The sequence below is a fragment of the Flavobacterium silvaticum genome, from assembly GCF_012911565.1.
GTDB lineage: Bacteria > Bacteroidota > Bacteroidia > Flavobacteriales > Flavobacteriaceae > Flavobacterium > Flavobacterium silvaticum.
In genome coordinates, this window is the sequence record NZ_JAAMPU010000108.1 from 252,576 (window position 1) to 270,388 (window position 17,813).

A 17,813-nucleotide genomic window follows, 5' to 3' on the forward strand; every position below is an offset into this window, starting at 1 on the left:
CTTACTGCTTTACCTCATTCCAGGCATCTTACCCATCATCTTCATCATTTGCTTCCCGCCCGGGCCTTGCATCATCTTCATCATCTTGCTCATCTGGTCGAATTGCTTCATGAGTTGGTTTACCTGCTCTATTTTGGTGCCCGATCCTTTGGCGATACGGTTTTTGCGTTTTACATCTATAATGGACGGCTTGCTTCTTTCTTTTGGTGTCATCGCGTAAATGATCGCCTCGATATGCTTGAACGCATCATCTTCGATCTCTACATCTTTCATGGCTTTAGAAGCGCCGGGTATCATGCCGACGAGGTCTTTCATGTTACCCATTTTCTTGACCTGTTGAATCTGGGTAAGGAAATCGTCGAACCCGAATTCATTCTTCGCGATTTTCTTCTGGAGTTTACGCGCTTCTTCTTCATCGAATTGTTCCTGTGCGCGTTCCACAAGCGAAACTACGTCGCCCATTCCGAGAATCCTGTCGGCCATACGGGACGGATAGAATACATCAATGGCCTCCATCTTTTCGCCTGTTCCGACGAATTTGATTGGTTTGTTGACTACGGATTTTATCGTCAGGGCCGCACCACCACGCGTATCACCGTCGAGTTTCGTCAGGATGACACCGTCGAAGTTGAGCCTGTCATTGAACGCTTTCGCCGTGTTGACAGCATCCTGTCCGGTCATCGAATCGACTACGAACAACGTTTCCTGTGGCTGTAACGCTTTGTGGACGTTAGCGATTTCGGTCATCATTTCTTCATCGACAGCCAAACGGCCGGCCGTATCGACAATCACGACATTGAATCCGTTTGCCTTTGCGTGCTTGACACCGTTGAGTGCAATTTCGACCGGATTTTTGTTCTCCGGTTCCGAATAGACTTCAATACCAATCGAATCCCCGACCACATGCAGCTGGTTAATCGCCGCCGGACGATACACGTCACACGCAACCAAAAGCGGCTTCTTGTTTTTCTTGGTCTTGAGGTAGTTGGCAAGTTTTCCGGAAAATGTCGTCTTACCTGAACCTTGCAGACCGGACATCAAAATAACCGTCGGGTTTCCTGAAAGGTTGATTCCGGCTACGTCGCCACCCATAAGTTCCGTGAGCTCATCTTTGACAAGCTTGACCATCAATTGACCCGGCTGAAGTGTGGTAAGTACGTTCTCACCTATTGCCTTGTCCTTGACACGGGTCGTGAAATCTTTGGCAATCTTGAAGTTGACGTCGGCATCGAGCAACGCACGACGGACTTCTTTAAGGGTTTCGGCTACGTTGATCTCGGTAATCTTACCGTGGCCTTTAAGGATATGGAATGCTTTATCGAGCTTATCGGATAAATTATCGAACATAAGATAAAAATGAAGCTGCAAATATACAAAAGAAGGCGCAGCAATCAAGCGCTGTTTGCAATAGGATTGAGGTTTCCTAATTCTAATTCATATGGCGGTTTTACTCAATAGCTTCTCATTTCAAGTAAGCGGAATTCTACTTTTACCCAAGGTGAACGATTTTTCTGACCCAGAACAGAAGTATCGTGAATTAAGAAATTCCATTATAAAAAATCACGAATATCTGCCAGACATGAAAAAAATCATTTTCATTTTAACACTACTGTTTACTTTTTTTGGGAGTTATAGCCAGCAAACGGATGTATTCGATATTGCCCGAAAAGGCACCGTTGAACAAATGCGGACGTTATATGAAAAAACACCCGAAATCATCAATTCGGTAAATGATAAAAAATCGAGTCCGCTTATCCTTTCCACTTACCTTGGGAACACAGCCGTCGCTTTGTTTTTGGCAGATAAAGTCAAAAACATCGATTACAACAGCGGTTATGGAACGGCTGTGATGGCAGCCGTAATGTCTGCAGATATAGCCGTTCTCCAAAAACTGATTTCGCTTAAAGCCAATCTCAATCTTACCGACGTACATGGAAAAACCGCTTTGATGTATGCTGTTTTCTTCAACAAAAATGAGATTGCCCAACTGCTGGTAAAATCAGGTGCCGATAAAAACCTCAAGGACAAAGACGGAAAAAGTGCCCTCGATATCGCCCAATACAACAAGAACACCGACCTGATAATTCTGCTCGATCAATAAAACACAGCTATGAAAAAGATCTGCCTTAACATCGTCCTCGCTATTCCGACATTATTGATGGCACAACAAAAAACCACGGGAGTCGTACCCCTGATCAATGCCATGACCGCAAAAATCGATATGGACCAACCTACTTCTACGGTCACACTTACTTTGACCGGGCCGTCCAATCGGTTTTTTGCGCTTGGCTTCAACGCGACCCAAATGTCGGCCAATACGGATTGTGTCGTGATGACAAGCGCCACAATCTTGTCTGATATGAAACTTCCCGGCGGTCATTTCGCCCCTGCGGCAGATGCGGTAAATAACTGGACTATCCAAAGCAACACCACTTCCGGCACTACAAGAACCGTGATTGCTACCCGTCCATTTGTGGCAGAAACTTCCGATTTTACTTTTACCTATGCCATGACATCCATCAACCTGATTTTTTCACACCGCAATACATCGGGATATACGCTCAACGGGCACGGTGATAATTTCGGGAACCTGAACGCTCCGTTTACGAATGTTTTGGGAGGTGAAGACTTTAACCTGTTAAGTTCTGTCACCATCAGCCCGAATCCATCGACAGGAATTTTTATGATTTCAAAAAATGAACGGACGCCAATTTCAGCCCTGAACGTATATGACATCAACGCTAAACTCGTAAAAAGCCTAAGCTATCAGGAGAATCAATCCGTGGATTTGACAGGTTTGAATCCAGGTCTTTATTTTCTTGAGATTTCGAACGAATCAGATAAAACCGTCAGGAAAATCCTTATCGAATAATATGAATAGAAGAACATTGTTACTGCTGATTGGCTTACTGCTTGTCGTACTTGCCGGCGCAACAGGCTATTATTATATGATGAACGGAGGCCGGCGCGACATTGCATCCGAAGAATCGGCATATTCCATATCACCCGAAACCTTATTGGCCGAATTCACCACTAATGCCAATGAAGCCAATAAAAAATACCTCGAAAAACCTATTTCCGTCAGCGGAACCATTACTGCAATCAATACGCTTGATGTAACTGTTGGCGGAAACGTCATCTGCAGTTTCAGCACAGCGCCAAACCTGAAAACAGGTGCCAAAATAACCATAAAAGGCCGTGTGGTGGGTTATGACGATTTAATGAACGAAATACGACTTGACCAATGCGCACTAGAAAACCAACAACCATGAAGCACCGGATTCTGCTGATACTACTATTATTCAATTTCGCAGCTTTTGCACAGGAAGACTTGCTGCAACAACTCGACACCGTGAAACCGGCTGAAAAGCAAGTCGAAATCGCCGCATTCAAAGCACTGCAGATTGGCAATATGCAATCGACGAAACTCACGGCAAAAGGCGAATGGTATGTAATCATTTCGCACCGGTTCGGGGACTTGACCCAGGGCTTCGATAATTTCTTCGGATTGGACGATGCCAATACTAAACTCGGGGCGATTTATGGGATTACCGATTGGCTTTCGGTTGCAGCGACTCGTCATACGGCCGGAAAGGTTTATGAACTCGCCGTGAAGTATCGGTTTGCGAGCCAAAAGATTGATGGTTTTCCGGTAACGATCGTGGGCTACAATACTATGGACATCAATTCCGAACTCGATACGGATGTGTATCCGAACCTCAAATCGAGCCAACGGTTCGCCTATTCGACCCAATTGCTGATCTCACGAAAAGTAAGCGAAAAGCTTTCGTTTGAAGTTGCGCCAATGTTCATCTACAAAAACCTGTATGATCCTACAATCGAAAACCAGAAGCAATTCGTAATTGGAACCGGCGGACGCTGGAAAGTCGCCAAACGCATCAGCATCAACCTCGAATACGGCTGGCAAATCGACAATCCGTATTGTTCCATCACACACAATCCGCTCACGGCTGGAATCGATATTGAAACCGGCGGACATGTGTTCCAGCTCGTTTTCTCAAATACGCAGCTCATGAACGATGTGGGTGTTTTTGCAAATCCGGCTTCCAAACTCGACGGTGGCGGAATTTTCTTTGGATTCAATATGTACCGTGTTTTTTAAATCGTACCATGAAAAAAATCAGCATTATACTTACAGCAATCGGAATAGTGGCATTTATGGGTTGTGATCCGGCGACTTACGAAGACATTTCCCCGGAAGTTCCGGAAGTCGTCACCTATTCGGCCAACGTCAGACCCATCATAGAAAACAGCTGCCTCAGTTGCCACAGCGTCGCAACGGACAATCAGGAACCGAATCTTGAAACCTACGAAAACGTAAAGCATGCGGTGGAAGAACACGGGTTGCTCGACCAGATCGCGGCTCCGTCAGGCCAGGGAATGCCTCAGGATTTACGGTTGCCGCAGCCGCAGATTGACCTTATTACCATTTGGGCCCAAACCGGCTTCAACCCTTAAAATATCAGTTATGAAAAATATGATTATTGCTTTGATCTGTGGCTTTTCGGTCCTTGCATCGGCACAAAAAATCAGTACACGTTCCGGCCAGGTTAATTTTGAGGCTTCCATGCCTGCGTTTGAGGAAATTGCGGCGAAGAACAACACCGCATCGGCCGTATTGGAAACCGATAGCGGGAATTTTGCATCACTTGTCCTCATCAAAGGCTTCAAATTCAAAGTCCCGTTGATGGAAGAGCATTTCAACGAGAATTATATGGAATCGGACAAATTCCCCAAGGCGACGATCAAAGGAACGATCAAGAATTTCGATAAGTCAAAAATTGGCTCGGCTCCTGTATTATTCGACTTTGAAGGCGATTTGACGATCCATGGCATAACGAAGAAACTCAAGACCAAAGTACAACTGTCATCTGCATCGGGAAAAACAAAACTGACATCCGATTTCAAAATAAAACCGGCCGATTTTAACATTGAAATTCCATCGGTCGTTAAAAGTAAAGTAGCTGAAAATGTTTCTGTTTTGGCCACTTTCGTCCTGGAGTGATTGATCAATGGCTATGAATCCTGTAAGAATTACGTAAAATGCTATACGGCAAGCCAATCGCGTTGTAGGTAGTTTTACATCGAACAGAAAAACCATTGGCCATGAAATCGTCAATCACACTCAAGACAGCCCTTCTGACCACTTTTGTGGTACTATTCATAACGTTACTTACCGCCTGCAGTTCATCCATCAAAGGAACGGCATCGGACAGGACGGGAACCAACGGAGCCACGAATGGAACGGGGAAAATTGCTAAAAGCCTTTGATTTTTATCGAAGCAATGAAAAAGAAAGCCGATCGTAAGACCGGCTTTTATTTTTTATTTATTGCCCACAGCAAGGCGATAATCCGTATAAAGCCTGGATTTCAGATGGAATCAGCGCACGGTTGTAAATGGCGACATCGTCTATTTTTCCTGTATAATTTCTGCCTATAATTAAGTTACCGATATCTTCTACCGTCACCGGTGAAGCACCGCAATTGGCTAATCCGGTAACCGTTTGCTGAAGCTGTCCGTTGATGTAGATGGACATATTTCCGGTTGACTGTGTCCAGGTTGCTGTTAGATAATACCACGTATTTTGTTGTGAAAGCACGTTGGACCAGGCCGAATTGTAAGCCCCGAAAACAGCACGACGGTTATCATACAATCCAACAGACCATTGCCCGAACCTGTCCGGACATTGCAATCCTTCGCCCCGGCTTATGAGCGCTTCATAATCGGTCAAATCTGTAGCCGGCTGATACCAAAGCGAAAGGCTTAATCCGGTGAGGTTGTCCAGCGCAGTTGTGTTTGATGATGACAGATACGTTTGCGTGACATAATTGAACAGCATGGCGCAATCCGGGTTCCCGTTTCGATCCGGAGCAGACACAACGGAACCGCTGTTTGTCAAATCCATGGAGCCTATTTCATCATTAAGGCTTCCGTTCCTGAAACCGTAAAATGCAATCAGGCCTGAACGAAGATATATGGGAATGCATGGTTCCGGATCTGGCGAAACTTCGCAATGCGAACCTGACGTGTTTATTGCGGCTATAAGTTCCTCGTTGGAATTGACCTCGATAGTTTCTCCGTTGCCATATGTTGCCGACATCGGATACTCAAGCGAAAAATAAAAACCTTCCTGGAGATTGGTCAGATAGGAGTAGAATTCCGCGTCATTTGTGAATGCATAATTATCGAGAAGCTGATTGTTGCTGTCGTATTCATAAACCGTAATCGGATAATTGAGGTTGATACAGTCGACGGAATCGTCTATGCCGGAACAATCAGAAGCTGCGGCATCAAATTCCTGCTGGTTGTTTACGATAAGGGTTGAATGATCGGGTCGAACCAATGTCACCGGAAAAACAAGCCCGGTGTAAAATCCGGAGGGAATCGAATCGAATTCCGAATAGGCCCAGGTATTGGTAAGTTCGATTGGCAGTCCGTTAAAACTGACGCTGTACGGAAGCTGGATTTCGACACAATTGCTGCTGTCGATCACGTTATCCACAGACGTCTCGCTCATGGTGACATGGACAAGCAGATCGGTCAGGTTGGATGTAAGCTGAAGTGTCGACGGATCTTCGACAATAGTAGTTTCTTCTTCCTGGCACGAAAGAAAAATCAATGCAATCAAACTAAAAATGAAGCCTTTACCTGTCTTTCCCATACTTTCCCGCTGGCTTTTCCTGGTTAAAAACACAAAGGAATGGAAAAACCCTACTGCGATTAGCTAATTTTGTACTGCTGCCCAAACGAACAACTGCCACAAAGGTAGGGTAAATTGATTTCCAACTGTTCCATAACCAACAAAAAGCAGCAATTCCGTTTATGGATGCCCATTGTTCCGTTACCGGTGTTTGCGAAGAATCTGTGTTTTCGTCTTTATTCAGGACGCATGCACGCACGTTGCGCAACTATTTGTTTTATAAGTTCGGCAACGAGGAAAAGGCAAATGATTTATCTCAGGAAGCCTTTTTGAAATTATGGGAAAACTGTGCGAATGTGCCCAAAGAAAAGGCGAAATCCTTTTTGTATACCGTGGCAAACAACGCAGCTTTGAACAAGATTGCGCATGACAAAGTGGTACTTGCCTTTGAAAAATCAAGTTCCATGAAGAATAAGGTTGCAGAAAGTCCGGATTTCATTTTAGAGGAATCTGAGTTCGAAGACAAATTGCAAAGAGCGATCGGGAATTTGACCGAAGCACAACGGACGGCTTTTTTGCTGAACCGGATCGATGGAAAAAAGTATCACGAAATAGCGGTGATGCTTGAAATCTCGGTCAAAGCGGTAGAAAAAAGAATCAGTGGCGCCTTGGTTGCCTTGAGAAGAGAAATAGAATTTATAAAATGAACTTGCCCTAAAAGTTCGAAACAGATATGAAAATGGAATCACAACACGACCTTGCCAAATGGCTTTCAGGCGAAATGACCGACGCAGAACGTACGGCTTTCGAGCAATCTGAAGGTTATGCAACCTATGACAGGATCGCGAAGGCCAGCGCCCATTTAAAAGCGCCGGATTTCAATGAAGATGAAAGGCTGATGGAAATCTATTCGTCAGAAAAAACAATCGAGACGCCTGTCCGCCAACTTCGCCCGATGCGTTGGATCTACGCTGCGGCCGCAATCCTTGTGATTAGCCTGGGCGTTTTTGCGTTGTATCCGACAGAAAAATCCGTCGATGCGATTGCGGCAAACGGCCACCAGAAACAAATTTCCCTGCCCGATGCTTCTGTCGTCACAATGAATTCAGGTTCTGAAATCAAATACGATGTTGCAAGTTGGGACAAACACCGCAAACTCACTCTTGACGGAGAAGCGTTCTTTAAAGTAGCCAAAGGAAAACGATTCGATGTAGTGACTTCTATCGGAACTATTTCTGTAATCGGAACACAATTCAATGTAAGGGAACGCGACAACAGACTGGAAGTAGAGTGTTTTGAAGGAAAAGTCAAAGTAGCTTCGGGCAACAACAGCATTTTACTTACCAAAGGAATGATCGTGGTCTATGAAAACGGAAAACAGGTCGACGCCTATCCGACTTCGGCCGGGAGTCCTTCCTGGATGCGTGGCGAACTCAGATTCAATTCAAGCAAATTACGCGACATCGTCTCTGAACTGGAGCGTATCTACAGTATCGAAATCACCGATAATTCACGTCAATCGGACGTCCCTTTTACAGGTTCACTCCCAGCCGACGATCTCGAAAAAGCACTTCAGATTCTTTGTAAAACCTACAACCTAAACGCCCGGACAGTTCAAAATAAAGTGGTACTTTCGGGGAATGAATGAATTCAGGATCTGGCTGATTTTCCTGTTGTTTGCCGCATTCGGGTTACATGCCCAACACGGCAACAAGGAACGAATTCCACTTCTTGACATCATTGCTGAAATTGAGATTGACCATAAGGTCCGGTTCAGTTATCTGGATCAAACCATTGCCGGAATTTTCGCAATCCCACCTGATCCAAAACTATCACTTGGCGCCAAAATACAATGGCTGCGCGTCCAGACCGGGCTTGAGTTCGACTTTAGTTCGCCGGCATCCATCACCATCACCAAACCAATTGTCTTTACACCCGAACAGAAAGATTCCATCCGGATTGAAAAACTCGAAGAGGTCGTTGTGCATCAATACCTTACAAGCGGGATCAGTCGAAAACAAGATGGAGCGACAGTAATTTCACCTCCAAAATTCGGGTTGCTTCCCGGTCTTACGGAGGCCGATGTTTTGCAGACGATGCAGCAACTTCCCGGAATCACAAGTGTTGACGAAACCATTTCGAACATCAATATCCGCGGAGGCACACACGACCAGAATTTATTTCTATGGAACGGAATCCGGATGTTCCAGACGGGTCATTTCTTCGGACAGATTTCGGCTTTCAATCCGACGATTCCCCAAAAAATTACCGTCTATAAAAACGGAACACCCGCCAGTCTTGGGGAAAGTGTTTCAGGAACCGCGGATATTGTCACCCAGACCGATTTGAATGCTCCTGACATGGCCGAAATCGGGGCGAACATGATTGCGGCACAGGCATTCGTCAGGGCAAAATTGTGGAAAAATGGAGCCGTGACGATTTCAGGAAGACGATCGCTTACCGATTTTTTCGATTCGCCGGCTTATAAAAGTTATTCAGATCGTGTGTTCCAGAATACCGTCGTCACAAATCTGCAAAACGACGAAAACATCACTTATGAAACCGACAAGGACTTCTATTTTTACGACCTGTCGCTTCAGCTACACCAGAAAATAGCCCAAAAGCACGATTTTATCCTCAGCGGAATCCTTATTGAAAACGAACTCGCCATTGACCAGCGCCGCTATCAGGATGGAACCATACTCAGCGGCAGAAGCGTTTTGCAGCAATCGAGTTGGGGAACGGCTGCAAAATACACCTACACTATTAATGAAAATACGGAAATCGGGGCACAATGGGCGCTTTCGCATTTTGTACTGAACGGGGTAAATACTTCTGTCCAGAACGACCAATCGCTTTCCCAGCAAAACGAGGTGTTGAGCAACGATGTGCAAATCCATGGCAATCACAGATTCAGCGAAACGCTTTCGGCAACAGCTACTTATGAATTTTCCGAAACATCGATGGAAAATTATGACAGTACTACCCTACCGGATTTTGAGCGCAATGAAAAACGGGTCATGCGTTCACAAGCGTTGTCGGGCCAGGCAAATTGGATTTCAGAGTCTGGGAAATGGATTGTGCGTCCGGGACTTCGACTTAATTATTTCGGTCGGGCCAGATTATTCCGGATGGAACCGAGGTTGAATTCATCCTACCAAATCCAGAATAAATTGCGTCTTGAGCTTATGGGCGAATTCAAAAGCCAGAGTGCGGCCCAGATCATCGATTTACAACAGGATTTCCTCGGACTTGAAAAACGGCGGTGGGTGATGTCGAATCAACAGGAAATCCCGATTGAAAAAAGCATGCAGGCTTCCGTAGGACTCATTTATGAACCGGAAAACTGGCTGTTCACGGTTGAATCCTACTACAAACGGGTGACGGGAATTTACAGCGGGACACAATCGTTCCAGAATCAATTGGAATTCGAGAAGATTATAGGACGCTATGATATTATCGGGGCCGAAATACTCGCACAACGCCAATGGGGGAAAATACGTTGCTGGCTCAGTTATTCAATAAACCATAACGATTATACTTTCAAGACGTACAATCCGCAACAATTCCCGAACAATTTCCATTTGGCGAATGCAGCCACTTGTGCAGGAATTTACGAAAGCAAACAATTTAAAGTGGCCTTGGGCGCCAAATGGTTTACCGGCAAGCCACAAACATATCCGATTGGAGAAAGCACCGATAATGGCACCATACTTTACGAATTGCCAAATTCATCGCGGTTGCAGAGTTATTTCCAGATGAATTTATCAGCTACGCATATCTGGCAACTTTCAGGAAAAGGTCAGCTATCGGCAGGCATTTCGATCATGAACCTTTTGAATACAAGATGTGTCATCAACAGATATTACAGATTGGACGATACTGAAAATATAGAACGTATTGATACGTACTCACTCGGGAGAACGCCGAATATAAGCTTGAAATTCTCTATTTGATTGATTCGCATTGCAGATTTGTCCAGGTCAAGATTTTGAAAGCCATTGAACTTTTCCGTCTGATGTCTTTCGTTCGTTTTCGGTACTTGTTTCACGCCTTTATGAATTTTTCTATAACTACCTCGTTAACTTTCCTGACTTTCCCGACTTTCCCGACTTTCCCGACTTTCCCGACTTTCCCGACTTTCCCGACTATAGCTTCGCTCAGTTCGTCTTCGGCTCGTGTTCCGACTTCTACAACTCTTCCTGAAATTTCAATTTAACATTTGATACAGAAAAAATGTATCTATATTATTTCCGGATTTCGTAGGGACAACACCGGCCCCTCCCCGTTGCAAGATACTTCTTCCTGAAATCAGTCAGATACAGAAAAACCACCTTAAATGTTAAAAAGATTATTCCGTTTTTTTCGGTTTATATACGACTTCCGATCTTCCGACATCAAACTTTTCAGCTCCTTTAAAACTGAAAATAAATAAACGGCTGAGGCCCGCTTGTAGCCGTAGCATAGACAACCCAATAGGTCAATGAGAGCACAATGGCTTTTCCGACAACAGGCAATCTATCAAACGAATTCTTCATCAAATCGATCACTTTTGACGGAAGGAAATGCCATAAATAGCCTATCAGCATCACAATAAATACATTCCGGTAACCTGAAATCACGGTGAGCCATTCGTCAGGATGGAACTGTAGTTTACCAATCATACCAATCACATCAAAGGCCGTAGCAAAATCTTTGGCACGGAAAAATATCCAGCAGAACACCACAAAATGAAACGTAAGGACAACCTGAAATGCATGTGAAACCAGATTTTTCGGCCAGCGGACAATGCCTTTGAACAAACGCTCAATGACCAAGGCCAACCCGTGCAACACGCCCCAAATCACGAATTTCCAGGATGCGCCGTGCCACAATCCTCCCAAAAGCATGGTCAGGAACAGGTTCAGATAGGTGCGGAATTTTCCTTTCCGGTTTCCGCCAAGCGAAATGTACAGGTAATCGCGAAGCCATGTCGATAACGATATATGCCATCTTCTCCAGAATTCAGTGACCGAAGCCGATTTGTATGGTGTTCGGAAGTTTGTCGACAACCTGAAACCCATGAGCATCGCGATACCAATGGCCATATCTGAATAACCTGAAAAGTCGCAGTAAATCTGGATGGTGTATCCATACGACGCCATCAGGTTTTCAAAAGCCGTATATAACTTTGGTGCATCGAAAACACGATCGACGAAATTGACCGATATATAATCGGAAATGACTGTCTTTTTAAGCAATCCACCTATAATCAGGAACAAAGCATAGTTGACTTCTTCCCTTGACAGCGTAATTTTTTTATAAATCTGCGGCAGAAATTCAGAAGCCCGGACTATTGGCCCTGCGACCAATTGCGGAAAGAAAGACACAAAGAACATATAATCCAAAACGTTCTTCGTCGGTTGGAGTTCCTTGCGGTAAATGTCGATGATGTAACTCATCGACTGGAATGTGTAGAACGAAATTCCGACCGGCAAAATGATCTTATGGAACGGGATGTTGCCGTCAAAAATACCGTTGTAATTCTCGATGAGGAAGTTGGTGTATTTGAAGTATCCGAGGAAACACAGATTGAGGACAACACTGAGAACCAGGTAAAACTTCCTGTACGCCTGCTGGGTTTCCTGATACAGCAATTTAGCCAGATTGTAATCTGTGACACCTGAAACAATGAGCAGGAAAAAATACAATCCGCTCGATTTGTAATAGAAGAACAACGAGAAAGCAAAGACATAGAAATTACGCAACGCGTGTGTCTTTGACTTTAACGTCAAGGCATAAATAGGGTAGAAAACAAGGAACATACCCAGGAAAACCGGTGTGTTGAATAAAATCGGTTCCTTTGGATTGAAGACAAACCAATCCTGGTAATGTGCCGACAGCCAAACCATTATGTCATTCCAGCTCATCATGGTTTGTTGGTTTTATAGTCGTTATAGCCATTTAAAATCGCTTCAGACAGCAAGGTGCCTTGTTTGTCGTAGCCTTTGTGTGTATAATGCACGCGGTCGCCTCCGATGATTCCCCGGGCCGCATTACGCATCACGCCTTTGGATCCGCCGAACAAATCGTATAAATCCCAAACGGCATAACCAGATGTCGCAGCCATTTCGATGATCTTTTTAGCGTAATCTTCGGCAAACGTATTGGCATAACGACGACGGAATAAAGATGGCGGCGGCGTAGAAATCAGGAAGACCGCTTGTGGCAGCTGGCTTTTGACACTTTGCAAAAAGCTCTGGAGCTGGATCATGTAGTCGGCAGCAGACATTTTATCGAACGATTCATTCGTGCCGAGCGACAATACGACCAAATCCGGCTGCAACGCTTTAAGCTCTTCAAAAAATGCCGGATACTTTGAATAATCTGAAAACTTGGCCCCGTTAACACCGATGCTGTGATAGATCAGTCCGGGCAAATCGTTCTCAAGGACCAATCCGCTCAAAGCGAAATCTGAAGCCCCAGTTGCCGGAAGCAGGTAAATTTTATCCAAAGCCGGATCGCTGTGGTAAAAATGGAAATCCGGCGCGGCTTCCATCACGAGTGGAATGAATTCAGACCGTTCGACCTTTTTGGCTTCCATCTGATTCGTCGGGATCTTTAGTGTTTTTCCGGCGCGGATACGATCGTTCTTAAGGCCGTTAGCTTTTTTGATTGCCGAAATGCTGACGTTGTATTTCTCAGCGATGCTTCCAAGCACTTCCCCGTTTTTGATGCGGTGCGTGATTTTTTTCGGAACAGTCGATTCCAGCACAATGGTACGTTTGGCAACGGCAATATCGAATAGGTTTTTGTTGTCAGGCGTGACCACTTTGACCGTATTGAATGCATTTATATCAGTCTTCGCATCGAACTCGATTACGAAATCACGGGCTTTTGTAGTCAACGCATTGCCACTCAACCCAACCGGGTTTCCGTTAGGCGTGTTGATGTTTCGGTAGCCGTTCCAGTTGGCATTCGATGTGAATTTGTAGTCAGACGAACCGTTCGTTCCGGCAAGTCGGTGTGGAAAAACGAAGCCACGGCCGGCATTTCCAAAGTGGGATTGAAGGACTTTGCGGACTTTATCGGTCATCAGATCGGCCTGGATGTGCGAATCGCCAATATGGACAATATTGACCTTCGTGTTTTTACTGGCTTCAAGCTGGGCAAGTTTTTCGTAGAACGATGAAATGTTATCGGCGAATTGGATACGATTGGCTGGCAAAACCTCAACGGCTGTCGTATCGACCGAAACGGAATCGACAGCCACCAAAGTAGTATCTGTCTGGCCCATCATCGGGACAAAACACAAAAGCAAAAGTGACAGACACAACTTATTCATCGGCCGTGTTTTTTGAAATCGTGTCTGCCGATTCTGGTTTAACGACTTCCGGTTTGGCCGCTTTACGCAACTCTTTATATTGATCGTAAGCTTGTATCAGTTGGCCGTACAACAACGAAGCGATTTTTTTAGCGCCTTTGAAATTCGGGTGTGTGTAATCTTTTCCGGCCATCGCTGGTTCTTCCTCGACCCATTTGACCATGGAACCATTCCCACCCATGAGCATGTACAGGTTAGCGAATCCGGATTGTGTCTTTAAGGCGAAACGTTTCTGTGAATTCGATAAAGGGACCACAGCGGAATCGGTCTTCATTTCCGTTCCGTATTTGCTGGCTTTATCGGCAGTCGATACCACAAGGATCACAGCTCCTGGAAAACAGTCGTGCAATCTTTTGACAGTTTTGGTCATTGCGCGTTCGTACCAGCTGTAATCTTTTGTGCCGTAATTGAGCACATTGGTTCCGTAGTGGAGAATGACCAAATCGTATCCGAGTTTGGCCTGGAATGCATTCATGAGCGATACATTGAACATCGAAATCGGGATTCCGGAATTACCGCGTTGGGAGAAATTATCCACGTGTACGCCTTTTCCGTCGTCGAAATTAAAACCGTAGACCGGAATCGAATCGGCCTGGTTGAAATTGACTTTTATGGCTTTCGATGATCCGGAGAGCAGGTTGACGGTATTCAAAAGCCCGGACATCGTCAGCTTTTTATAAATGGTGTCTTTTCCGGAAACATAGGAAACCGTTGCTTTATCGTTGCCCGATCTTCCGTAGAACAGCGTCGCTTTGCCTAAACTTTTGTTGAATTTTCCGCGACCAATCTGGTAACGGACCCATTCCGTATGCGCCGTATCGTTCGCAAAAAACACATGGCCATTGACGCCGAAAGGACGCTTCGGATATTTGACGTTCAAGTACGACTGCATTTTCCAGTTTGCGGAATAATCGTGTTTGATGGAGTTTCGAGAGGCCGCAGATTCAGATGTAATCGATACGAAACCGACGCCTTCACCACCGAATTTTTGCTGTAAATCATTGCGGAAATCCTGAACAATCATATCGCCATCGGTCATCGAATCGCCATAATATGCAATCCGGACATTGCCCTCACCCGAGTTTTCAAGTTGGTACAACTTTTCAAAAAACGGGATCAGGTACTGATTGCCTTTGTAATCTTCGAATTTCTCGTCTGGGAACGTGACCCCATTTGTTTCGTAATACGTTACGGGCTGATCGTCAAGCGGATCGCCTGTAGTCGCTTCCGGTGTCTTATCGATTGAATCCGGCGCCGCTTCAAAGGCATCGATGAGCATACTGTCAATCAGGACATTCTTGGTCGTTCCGGCTTTGTCCGAGAAAATCTTATCCGGCAAAACACGCTTGATCCCAAGGAAAAACACCGCGGATAGCAGCAATATCAGGAAAGATGAGAAGAAATATGATTTAGGTGATGCCCCCAATTGTTAATTATTAATTGTTAATTATTAATTGAGCCTACATCCGTTCAGGAACTTCAATCCCCAACAATCCGAATCCAGACTCGATGACTCGACCGACGATTGCCGAAAGACGCACGCGGAAATCACGGATTTTTTCATTTTCGGTTCCCAAAATAGGTACCGACTGATAAAATGAATTGTATTCCTTGACGAGCTCATAGACATAATTGGCAACCAGAGCCGGTGAATGTGCAGCCGCGGCTTCCTGTATGATTTGTGGATATTGTCCGATTATTTTGAGAAGCTCCTTTTCCTTTTCGTGCAATTCCAAAACCGCTGACCCGGCAGATTGTGGCTCAGTCGCTTTTCTCAGGATCGATTGGATACGGGCGTAGGTATATTGAATGAAAGGCCCGGTATTTCCGGCAAAATCCACCGATTCTTCCGGATTGAAAAGGATACGCTTTTTTGGATCGACTTTAAGTATGTAATATTTGAGTGCGCCAAGCCCGATTTCGTGATACAGCTTTTGCTTTTCGGCATCGGAATAACCTTCAAGCTTGCCGAGTTCTTCCGATATCGTTTGGGCTGTCTGCGTCATTTCATCAATCAGGTCATCTGCATCAACCACAGTACCTTCGCGGCTTTTCATTTTTCCGGAAGGCAAATCGACCATTCCGTAAGACAGATGATACAGGTTTTCAGCCCAGTCGAAACCTAGTTTTTTGAGAATCAGAAACAACACCTTGAAGTGATAATCCTGTTCATTCCCGACGGTGTAAACCATTCCGCCTGTGTTTGGATAATCTTTGGAACGCTGGATTGCGGTTCCGATATCCTGGGTCATATAAACAGCAGTTCCGTCTGAGCGAAGTACGATTTTACGGTCGAGGCCTTCATCTGTCAGGTCGATCCATACCGAACCATCAGGGTCTTTTTCAAATACACCTTTGTCAAGGCCATATTGGACGGTTTCCTTACCCAGAAGATACGTTTGGCTTTCGTAATAATAACTGTCGAAATCAACGCCAAGTGACTTGTAGGTTTCGGCAAAACCATCGTAAACCCATTGGTTCATCTTGTTCCAGAGCACGAGCGTTTCAGGGTCGCCGGCTTCCCATTGACGCAGCATTTGCTGGGCTTCCAAAAGGATTGGGGCATTTTTCTTCGCATCATCTTCTGACAATCCGTTCAGTTTAAGCTGATCGATTTCAGCTTTGTACGCCTTGTCGAAAGCCACATAATAATTGCCGACAAGTTTGTCGCCTTTTAAATGGGTCGACTCCGGAGTTTCGTTCTTTCCGGATTTCTCCCACGCCAGCATCGACTTGCAAATATGGATGCCGCGATCGTTGATGATTTGGGTTTTGACGACTTTATTTCCGGCCGCTTCGAGGATTTTTGCCACTGAATATCCGAGAAGAATATTGCGGACATGTCCCAAATGCAGCGGTTTGTTGGTATTGGGCGAGGCGAATTCCACGAGTATTGTTTTGGAAGAAGCATCGGCGTGTTTTCTACCGAATTCATGATTGGCCAGAATCTGCCCGAATTCTGAAATATAATAACTGTCCACAATCACAATGTTCAGAAAGCCTGACACCATATTGTAGCGAACCACTTCGGCCACATGGGTAACAAGATAATCGCCTATCGCCTGCCCGATTGCCATTGGATTTCCTTTAATCACTTTGAGCAACGGAAAAACCACTAACGTAATGTCACCTTCGAAATCACGTCTGGTTGCTTGGAATTCAAGACTTTCGACTTCGATTCCATACAGGGACAAAACGGCCTGTTTTACGTTGGCTGTCAGCAGCGACTGAAGGGTTGACATGGTGATTCCAAAATTTAAGCGTGCAAAGATAGGTTATTTGTTGGGAGATTGGAAGTTCGGGAGTTTGGAAGTCAGAAAAGTCGGGAAAGTCAGCAAAGTCGGAAAAGTTCAGAAAGTTTGGACATGAGAAGAAGGGAGCTGAGCGAAGCCAAAGTTGGGAAAGACGGAAAGTTTGAAAGTTAAGACTTGGGATGCAGGCAAACCAATTTTATTTGAAGTCGGACTTCGGAATTGTTAGCAATAGAAAAAAGGCTGGTACTTAAAAAGCTTGAAAGATTTAACAAAAAGTACATAAAAAATGTAACAGACGCAATTCGGGATTTTGTAGGGAACACCATTGTCCCCTCCCCAGTAGAAATGTACAAGTTCCAGAGATAAGCTGGGTACAGGAAAAATATATTAAATCATAAAGTTTGAGGTAAAATCCTTAAGACAGTAAGATTTTAAGTATGAATCAGAACTTGGACAGAAAATAGTAAAAGCTTAGGTAATGCCTTAAAAGTCTCGACCTGAGCCGTAATTGTCATGACAAAGCTTAAAAGCAC

17 protein-coding genes are annotated in these 17,813 nt (G+C 44.9%); 11 read left to right on the top strand and 6 right to left on the bottom strand.

The window, feature by feature from the left end; genetic code table 11:
- Nucleotides 1-9: 9 nt before the first annotated feature.
- Nucleotides 10-1,347: a signal recognition particle protein gene (gene ffh / locus G6047_RS15300; protein WP_169528498.1), complete on the bottom strand. Its 1,338-nt coding sequence runs from the start codon at nucleotides 1,345-1,347 to the stop codon at nucleotides 10-12.
- Nucleotides 1,348-1,579: 232 nt separating this feature from the next.
- Between ffh and G6047_RS15305 the strand changes: the two genes are divergently transcribed.
- From G6047_RS15305 to G6047_RS15335, 7 genes are all read left to right on the top strand, one after another.
- Entirely contained in the window at nucleotides 1,580-2,101 is a 522-nt protein-coding gene (locus tag G6047_RS15305; protein ID WP_169528499.1) for an ankyrin repeat domain-containing protein, read from the top strand.
- 9 nt (nucleotides 2,102-2,110) lie between these two features.
- The gene (locus G6047_RS15310) at nucleotides 2,111-2,872 is read left to right on the top strand and encodes a T9SS type A sorting domain-containing protein (RefSeq protein ID WP_169528500.1); all 762 of its coding nucleotides are present in this window, start codon (nucleotides 2,111-2,113) and stop codon (nucleotides 2,870-2,872) included.
- Nucleotide 2,873: 1 nt separating this feature from the next.
- Complete coding sequence (locus G6047_RS15315) at nucleotides 2,874-3,272, top strand: OB-fold protein (RefSeq protein WP_169528501.1); 399 nt, start codon at nucleotides 2,874-2,876, stop codon at nucleotides 3,270-3,272.
- Nucleotides 3,269-4,123: a DUF5777 family beta-barrel protein gene (locus tag G6047_RS15320; protein WP_169528502.1), complete on the top strand. Its 855-nt coding sequence runs from the start codon at nucleotides 3,269-3,271 to the stop codon at nucleotides 4,121-4,123. Before G6047_RS15315 ends, G6047_RS15320 begins: the two co-directional genes overlap by 4 nt.
- An 8-nt stretch (nucleotides 4,124-4,131) precedes the next feature.
- Nucleotides 4,132-4,479 (top strand): hypothetical protein, encoded by a 348-nt coding sequence (locus G6047_RS15325; RefSeq protein ID WP_169528503.1) that lies wholly within the window; start codon nucleotides 4,132-4,134, stop codon nucleotides 4,477-4,479.
- Between the two features lie 10 nt (nucleotides 4,480-4,489).
- A complete protein-coding gene (locus G6047_RS15330; protein WP_169528504.1) occupies nucleotides 4,490-5,026 on the top strand; it encodes a YceI family protein in 537 nt (178 codons plus the stop codon).
- Nucleotides 5,027-5,127: 101 nt separating this feature from the next.
- Entirely contained in the window at nucleotides 5,128-5,292 is a 165-nt protein-coding gene (locus G6047_RS15335) for a hypothetical protein (RefSeq protein WP_169528505.1), read from the top strand.
- Between the two features lie 57 nt (nucleotides 5,293-5,349).
- On the opposite strand, the gene G6047_RS15340 is transcribed toward G6047_RS15335, so the two are convergent.
- Entirely contained in the window at nucleotides 5,350-6,684 is a 1,335-nt protein-coding gene (locus tag G6047_RS15340) for a LamG domain-containing protein (protein ID WP_169528506.1), read from the bottom strand.
- A gap of 161 nt (nucleotides 6,685-6,845) precedes the next feature.
- Between G6047_RS15340 and G6047_RS15345 the strand changes: the two genes are divergently transcribed.
- The 4 genes from G6047_RS15345 to G6047_RS15360 all read left to right on the top strand — a co-directional run bounded on the left by G6047_RS15345 (nucleotide 6,846) and on the right by G6047_RS15360 (nucleotide 10,882).
- Nucleotides 6,846-7,370: an RNA polymerase sigma factor gene (locus G6047_RS15345; protein ID WP_169528507.1), complete on the top strand. Its 525-nt coding sequence runs from the start codon at nucleotides 6,846-6,848 to the stop codon at nucleotides 7,368-7,370.
- A gap of 32 nt (nucleotides 7,371-7,402) precedes the next feature.
- Nucleotides 7,403-8,311, top strand: coding sequence for a FecR family protein (locus G6047_RS15350; RefSeq protein WP_169528508.1), 909 nt, complete (start codon nucleotides 7,403-7,405; stop codon nucleotides 8,309-8,311).
- On the top strand, nucleotides 8,304-10,619 hold the full coding sequence (locus tag G6047_RS15355; RefSeq protein ID WP_169528509.1) for a TonB-dependent receptor plug domain-containing protein: 2,316 nt from the start codon (nucleotides 8,304-8,306) through the stop codon (nucleotides 10,617-10,619). Before G6047_RS15350 ends, G6047_RS15355 begins: the two co-directional genes overlap by 8 nt.
- A 101-nt stretch (nucleotides 10,620-10,720) precedes the next feature.
- Nucleotides 10,721-10,882 (top strand): hypothetical protein, encoded by a 162-nt coding sequence (locus tag G6047_RS15360; protein WP_169528510.1) that lies wholly within the window; start codon nucleotides 10,721-10,723, stop codon nucleotides 10,880-10,882.
- Nucleotides 10,883-11,078: 196 nt separating this feature from the next.
- Here the strand turns inward: G6047_RS15360 and G6047_RS15365 are convergent, their stop codons facing one another.
- The 4 genes from G6047_RS15365 to argS are packed head-to-tail and all read right to left on the bottom strand — an operon-like array spanning nucleotide 11,079 to nucleotide 17,268.
- Entirely contained in the window at nucleotides 11,079-12,572 is a 1,494-nt protein-coding gene (locus G6047_RS15365; RefSeq protein WP_169528766.1) for an MBOAT family O-acyltransferase, read from the bottom strand.
- The gene (locus G6047_RS15370) at nucleotides 12,572-13,987 is read right to left on the bottom strand and encodes a GDSL-type esterase/lipase family protein (protein WP_169528511.1); all 1,416 of its coding nucleotides are present in this window, start codon (nucleotides 13,985-13,987) and stop codon (nucleotides 12,572-12,574) included. The genes G6047_RS15365 and G6047_RS15370 overlap by 1 nt, the downstream gene beginning before the upstream one ends.
- Nucleotides 13,980-15,452, bottom strand: coding sequence for an SGNH/GDSL hydrolase family protein (locus G6047_RS15375; protein ID WP_211165465.1), 1,473 nt, complete (start codon nucleotides 15,450-15,452; stop codon nucleotides 13,980-13,982). The genes G6047_RS15370 and G6047_RS15375 overlap by 8 nt, the downstream gene beginning before the upstream one ends.
- A 34-nt stretch (nucleotides 15,453-15,486) precedes the next feature.
- Nucleotides 15,487-17,268, bottom strand: a complete 1,782-nt coding sequence (argS, locus tag G6047_RS15380; RefSeq protein WP_169528512.1) for an arginine--tRNA ligase — start codon at nucleotides 17,266-17,268, stop codon at nucleotides 15,487-15,489.
- Nucleotides 17,269-17,813: the final 545 nt, after the last annotated feature.

What these genes read in the sequence shown, in the direction of transcription:
- G6047_RS15360 (WP_169528510.1), top strand. Translation starts at nt 10,721, where the DNA reads ATGAATTTTTCTATAACTACCTCGTTAACTTTCCTGACTTTCCCGACT.
- G6047_RS15310 (WP_169528500.1), top strand. Translation starts at nt 2,111, where the DNA reads ATGAAAAAGATCTGCCTTAACATCGTCCTCGCTATTCCGACATTATTG.
- ffh (WP_169528498.1), bottom strand. Translation starts at nt 1,347, where the DNA reads ATGTTCGATAATTTATCCGATAAGCTCGATAAAGCATTCCATATCCTT.
- G6047_RS15315 (WP_169528501.1), top strand. Translation starts at nt 2,874, where the DNA reads ATGAATAGAAGAACATTGTTACTGCTGATTGGCTTACTGCTTGTCGTA.
- G6047_RS15330 (WP_169528504.1), top strand. Translation starts at nt 4,490, where the DNA reads ATGAAAAATATGATTATTGCTTTGATCTGTGGCTTTTCGGTCCTTGCA.
- G6047_RS15320 (WP_169528502.1), top strand. Translation starts at nt 3,269, where the DNA reads ATGAAGCACCGGATTCTGCTGATACTACTATTATTCAATTTCGCAGCT.
- argS (WP_169528512.1), bottom strand. Translation starts at nt 17,268, where the DNA reads ATGTCAACCCTTCAGTCGCTGCTGACAGCCAACGTAAAACAGGCCGTT.
- G6047_RS15365 (WP_169528766.1), bottom strand. Translation starts at nt 12,572, where the DNA reads ATGAGCTGGAATGACATAATGGTTTGGCTGTCGGCACATTACCAGGAT.
- G6047_RS15370 (WP_169528511.1), bottom strand. Translation starts at nt 13,987, where the DNA reads ATGAATAAGTTGTGTCTGTCACTTTTGCTTTTGTGTTTTGTCCCGATG.
- G6047_RS15355 (WP_169528509.1), top strand. Translation starts at nt 8,304, where the DNA reads ATGAATGAATTCAGGATCTGGCTGATTTTCCTGTTGTTTGCCGCATTC.
- G6047_RS15335 (WP_169528505.1), top strand. Translation starts at nt 5,128, where the DNA reads ATGAAATCGTCAATCACACTCAAGACAGCCCTTCTGACCACTTTTGTG.
- G6047_RS15340 (WP_169528506.1), bottom strand. Translation starts at nt 6,684, where the DNA reads ATGGGAAAGACAGGTAAAGGCTTCATTTTTAGTTTGATTGCATTGATT.
- G6047_RS15345 (WP_169528507.1), top strand. Translation starts at nt 6,846, where the DNA reads ATGGATGCCCATTGTTCCGTTACCGGTGTTTGCGAAGAATCTGTGTTT.
- G6047_RS15305 (WP_169528499.1), top strand. Translation starts at nt 1,580, where the DNA reads ATGAAAAAAATCATTTTCATTTTAACACTACTGTTTACTTTTTTTGGG.
- G6047_RS15325 (WP_169528503.1), top strand. Translation starts at nt 4,132, where the DNA reads ATGAAAAAAATCAGCATTATACTTACAGCAATCGGAATAGTGGCATTT.
- G6047_RS15350 (WP_169528508.1), top strand. Translation starts at nt 7,403, where the DNA reads ATGGAATCACAACACGACCTTGCCAAATGGCTTTCAGGCGAAATGACC.